Origin of the sequence: Cupriavidus sp. HPC(L) (genome assembly GCF_000307735.3) — a bacterium.
Taxonomy (GTDB): domain Bacteria; phylum Pseudomonadota; class Gammaproteobacteria; order Burkholderiales; family Burkholderiaceae; genus Cupriavidus.
This window is the reverse complement of record NZ_AMPR02000204.1, coordinates 1-5511: the sequence shown is the minus strand read 5'-3', so window position 1 is coordinate 5511 and position 5511 is coordinate 1. Positions and strand designations below refer to the sequence as shown.

At 70.3% G+C, this 5511-nt stretch carries 2 protein-coding genes and 1 other RNA gene; 2 read left to right on the top strand and 1 reads right to left on the bottom strand.

Annotated elements, in window-relative coordinates; genetic code table 11:
- The coding region (locus B551_RS12900) for an exodeoxyribonuclease V subunit beta (protein WP_043439385.1) at positions 1-2663 on the top strand (2663 nt) is incomplete at its 5' end.
- Positions 2664-2978: 315 nt separating this feature from the next.
- On the opposite strand, the gene ffs is transcribed toward B551_RS12900, so the two are convergent.
- Positions 2979-3077, bottom strand: an RNA gene (gene ffs, locus B551_RS25590) — signal recognition particle sRNA small type.
- Between the two features lie 57 nt (positions 3078-3134).
- Here ffs and B551_RS12895 point away from each other — a divergent pair.
- A partial coding sequence (locus B551_RS12895) for an adenosylcobalamin-dependent ribonucleoside-diphosphate reductase (RefSeq protein WP_023264244.1) occupies positions 3135-5511 on the top strand: 2377 nt, incomplete at its 3' end.

Genomic DNA, 5511 nt, shown 5'->3' with positions numbered 1-5511 from the left:
CGGCGCTTTGCGACGTCTTGCGGCAGGTCGCCGCGCGCCGCTGCGAGGCCGCGGTGCTCGCGCTCAATCGCGATCTCTATCTGCTCGGCGATGCGCTGCTGACGCGCTATCAGCAGCACAAGGGCCAGCAGCGCGCGATGGATTTCGCCGATCTCGAATGGCTGGCCGCGCGGCTGATGCGCGACGAGCAGACCGCGACCTATCTGCAGGTGCGGCTCGACGCGCGCTACCGGCATCTGCTGCTCGACGAATTCCAGGACACCAACCCGCTGCAATGGCGCATCCTGCAGGGGTGGCTGGCCGGTTATCAGGATCTGGCGGAGCGGCCGACGGTGTTCCTGGTCGGCGATCCGAAGCAGTCGATCTATCGTTTCCGCCGTGCCGACGCGCGGCTGTTCGAGGTCGCGCGGCAGATGCTGCAGCACGAGTTCGGTGCCACGGTGCTGCGTACCAACCGCACCCGCCGCAACAGCGGCGACGTGCTGCGTTGGGTCAATGCGGTGTTCGACCAGGCGCGCGCCGAAGGTCGCTATCCGCTGTACGAAACGCAGACCACCGCGCTGACGCAGCAGGGCGGGCCGGTGTGGCTGCTGCCGCTGGTGCCGGCGAACGGCAATGGCAGCAATGGCGGCAATGGTGACAACGGCGAGCGCGACACCAACGGCGACGATGGCAACGGCAGCGGCAATGGCAACGGCAGCGGCAATGGCAACGGCAGCGGCAACGAAGTCTCCACCATCGCCCCCGATTCCCGCGACACGCTGACCCAGCCGCGCACGCCGCTGGGCGACTCGCCGCGCTTCGAGGAAGGCCGTCGCGTCGCCGCGTGGCTGCGGCAGCTGCGCGACACGGTGCCGGTCGAAGAAGGCGAGAACCAGCGTCCGGCCTGCTGGCGCGATATCACGCTGCTGGTCCGGCGCAAGACCTATCTGGCCGACTACGAACGCGCGTTCCGCGAGGCCGGCATTCCGTGCCTGAGCCCGCGGCGCGGCGGCCTGCTGGCCACGCTGGAAGCGCTGGACCTGTCGGCGTTGCTGGCCTTCCTGATGACGCCCGAGTCGGACCTCGATCTGGCGCACGTGCTGAAGAGTCCGCTGGTGGGCGCGGGCGACGACGATCTGATCGCGATCGCGCAGCTGGCCGGCAAGCGCCGCTGGTGGCCGGCGCTGTCCGCCGGCGAGCTTCCGCAGCAGGCGTCGCCGGCCCTGCGCGAAGGATTGGCGCGGCTGCGCGGCTGGCTCGAGATCGCCCCGCATCGGCCGGTGCACGACCTGATCGACCACATCTATCACACGGGCGAGGTGCGCCGCCGTTATGCGCAGGCGGCGCCCGCGGAAATCCGCGAGCAGGTGCTGGCCAACCTCGACGCGTTCCTGAAGCTGTCGCTCGATCTCGATGGCGGCCGCTATCCGAGCCTGCCCAAGTTCATCGACGAACTGCAGGCGATCCGCCGCGGCGACGAGGACGAGAGTCCCGACGAAGGCGGCATGGGCGATGCGGCGGAAGCCGAGGCCGACGAGCCCGAGGGCGCGGACGACAGCAACGGCACGCTGGACGCGGTGCGCATCCTGACCGTGCACGCTGCCAAGGGGCTCGAGGCGCCGTTCGTGGTGCTGCTCGATGCCAACCACAGCGAGCCGGCCGCCGACCGCGCGGGCATCCTGATCGACTGGCCGCCGTCGGCGCCGGCGCCGGTGCATTTCTCCGCGTACGGCAAGCGCTCGGAGCGTGGGCTCGCGCGCGCGGCGCGCTTCGACGAGCAGGCCGCGCTGGCCGAACGCGAGAACTGGAATCTGCTCTATGTCGCGATGACCCGTGCCAGGCAGGGCCTGATCGTCAGCGGCATCCAGCGCAACGGCAAGGGCGGCAAGGGCGACGAGGGCGGCAGCGAGCCGGGCAGCGAGATCGCCGGCAGCTGGTATGTGCGCCTGCAGGCCGCGGATGTCGGCGAGCCGGTGCCGGCGCTGCCGGGCGAGGATGCCCGCGTGCGCGGTGCCGCCTCTGGCGCGGCGGCAGGACCGATCCGCTTTGCCGACTTTCGTGCCCGCTATCGCGATGCGCTGCCCGTGGCGCCGCTCGATGCGCACGACCAGGGCGAGGCGGGCGAGGAAGGCCACGACGAGATCGTCTTCGATGCCGCCGCCGCTCGCCACGGCGAGCTGGTGCATGCGCTGCTCGAACGGATCACGCGTTATCCCGGCGCCTACGACGGCGTGCCGGACGCCGATGCGGTGATGCGCTGGTTTCCGCTGGCCGGCGCCGGCAGTCCGCAGGCGCGCACCGAGTGGCGCCAGCAGGCCGAGGCCGCGGTACGCGCCGTCAGCGCGATGCTGAACGCGCCGGCGCTGCGCGCGTTGCTGCTGCCCGAGGGCGCGCTGAGCGCGCGCAACGAGGTCGAGCTGTATGACGCGCAGGGGCGATTGCTGCGGATCGACCGGCTGGTCGAATACGCCGATCGCGTGGTGGTGGTCGACTACAAGCTGCGGCTGCTGCCGCAGGAACACGCCGCCTACGCGGCGCAGCTGCGGCGCTACGAGGCCGCGCTGCGGCCGATGTTCCCCGGCCGGCGCATCGAGTCGGGCATCGCCACGGCCGACGGCGACTGGATCGCGCTGGCGCAACTGTCGGCGCCCGTGCAGCCGCGGCAGGCGTCGCTGTTCTGAGCGCTCGGCGCAGCGGGGCGAACGGGAATAAGATGCGAACGATGCGGGGTGGCGGGGCGTCGTTGCCCTCTCGCCCGACCCCTCTCCCGCAAGCGGGAGAGGGAGCCGGCGACCAGCTCCTCAGCGCAACCAATACCGATATCGCGCTCCCCGCCGCGCGGGAGAGGGGCTGGGGGAAAGGGCAGGGGCGCTGGCCAAGTGCCAACGGGGGCAGCCCGGCACCAAGACGAATACGATCCTTCGGCCGATGTGGCACGCGGGAAGCGAACAGCAAGCAGGGGAAATCAGGGGAAAAGCGGGGAGGGGAAAGAGAAGGGGGACGAGCCTGACCCTCGGCACTGGCGGAAAACGGCTGTGGCTGCTTCGTTCCCGACCTGACCAGGTTGACCGCGCCGCCATGCGAGGAGGCCCGTCCGACCGGCATTGTAACCCAGAGCGCGAGTCCCGCGCCAAAACCCGGTGATCCGAGCGATGAATGCCAACGAACAGATGATGCAGGCCGTGCTGCCGCCGCAGGAAATCTCGGTCGAGGTGCTGCGCGAGAAGTACGCCAAGGGTGAAGAACGGACCGCGGCCGATGTGCGCGCCCGCGTGGCGCGCGCACTGGCCGAGGCCGAGCCCGAGGCGCAGCGCGAACGCTGGGCGCAGCGCTTCCTGGCGGCGCTCGAAGGCGGCTTCGTGCCGGCGGGCCGCATCCACTCCGCCGCGGGCACGCGCATCGAGGCCACGCTGATCAACTGCTTCGTGCAGCCGGTCGGCGACGCGGTGTCCGAGACGGTCGACGGCAAGCCGGGCATCTATGCCGCGGTGGCGCAGGCTGCGGAAACCATGCGCCGCGGCGGCGGCGTCGGCTACGATTTCTCGGCCATCCGCCCGTCCGGCGCGCTGGTGCGCGGCACGCATTCGCGCGCTTCGGGTCCGGTCTCGTTCATGAAGGTGTTCGACGCCTCGTGCGCGACCGTCGAATCGGCCGGCGCACGGCGCGGCGCGCAGATGGGCGTGCTGCGCGCCGACCATCCCGATATCGAGGCCTTCATTCACGCCAAGGATCGCGGCGAACTGACCAACTTCAATCTGTCGATCGGCGTCGACGACGCCTTCATGCAGGCGGTCGAGGCCGATGGCGAGATCGAGCTGGTCCACGTTGCCGAGCCGTCGCCCGAGACGATTGCCGCCGGCGCGTGGCGCCGCGACGACGGCATGTGGGTGTACCGGCGCGTGCCGGCGCGGCAGCTGTGGGACCAGGTCATGCAGGCGACCTACGATCACGCCGAACCGGGCATCCTGTTCCTGTCGCACATCAACGACGACAACAACCTGCATTACTGCGAGCGGATCGAGGCCACCAACCCGTGCGCCGAGCAGCCGCTGCCGGCCTACGGCTGCTGCGACCTGGGCTCGATCGATCTGACGCGCTTCGTGCGCGGCCCGTTCGGCGATGCGGCATCCTTCGATTTCGACGGCTTTCGCGCACTGGTCGCGGTCGCGGTGCGGATGCTGGACAACGTGCTCGACGTCACCTACTGGCCGCTGCCCGAACAGCGTGCCGAGGCGATGGCCAAGCGCCGCGTCGGCCTCGGTTTCCTGGGCCTGGGCAGCGCGCTGGTGATGCTCGGCGTGCGCTACGACAGCGAGGCCGGCCGCGCGTTGGCTGCACGCATCGCGCAGACGCTGCGCGATGCCGCCTATCTGGCCTCGACGGAGCTGGCGCGCGAGAAGGGCGCGTTCCCGTTGTTCGACGCCGACGCCTATCTGCGCAGCGGCTTCGCCAGCCGGCTGCCCGAGCCGGTGCGGGCCGCGATCCGCGCGCATGGCATCCGCAATTCGCACCTGCTGTCGATCGCGCCGACCGGCACTATCACGCTGGCCTTCGCCGACAACGCTTCGAACGGCATCGAGCCGGCGTTCTCGTGGACGTACCAGCGGCGCAAGCGGATGGGCGACGACAGCTACAAGGTCTACGAGGTCGCGGACCATGCGTGGCGGCTGTACCGTCATCTGGGCGGCGACGTCGAGCAGCTGCCCGAGCGCTTCGTCACCGCGCTGCAGATGTCCGCGCTGGACCATATGAAGATGCTGGAGGCGGTGCAGCCCTATATCGACACCAGCATCAGCAAGACCGTCAACGTGCCCGAGGATTATCCGTACGAGGCCTTCCGCAACCTGTATCTGGAGGCGTGGAAAGCAGGGCTGAAGGGCCTGGCGACCTACCGGCCCAATCGCGTGCTGGGCGCGGTGCTGTCGGTCGAGCAGGCGGGGCAGGGCGCGGGCGCGGCCGGCGCGGCGGCCTCGACATCGGCCGCCAATGGCGACGATCCGCTGCGCCGGCCCTTCGAGAGCCGGCCCGTGGGCGATCTCGAGGGCGTGACTTCCAAGGTCGAGTACCTGACCTACGAGGGCCACAAGACGGTCTACCTGACCGTCAATTTCATGCGCGTCGACGGCGTGGTCGACGGTCGGCCAGTGACGATCGAGCGGCCGGTCGAGTTCTTCATGCCGGCCGGCCAGCGCAGCGAAGGCCAGCAATGGATTACCTCGACGATGCGGCTGCTGTCGATGGTGGCGCGCTCGGGCGGCTCGATCGCCAAGGCGCTGGCCGACATGCGCAACGTGGTCTGGGACAAGGGCACGGTGCGCTACGGCACGCTGGCGCGGCAGGACGGCACCGAGGTGCCGCGCTTCCACGACTCCGAGGTGGCCGCGCTCGGCTACGCGCTGCAGCGGATCCTGATCAAGCGCGGCTTTCTCGATGCCGAGGGCCAGCAGGTACCGGTCGCCGTGCTGGCCGAGCGGCTGGCGCAGCGCGAGACCGGCCTTGAGCCCGACGCGGCGCCGCCGCGCGGAGCCT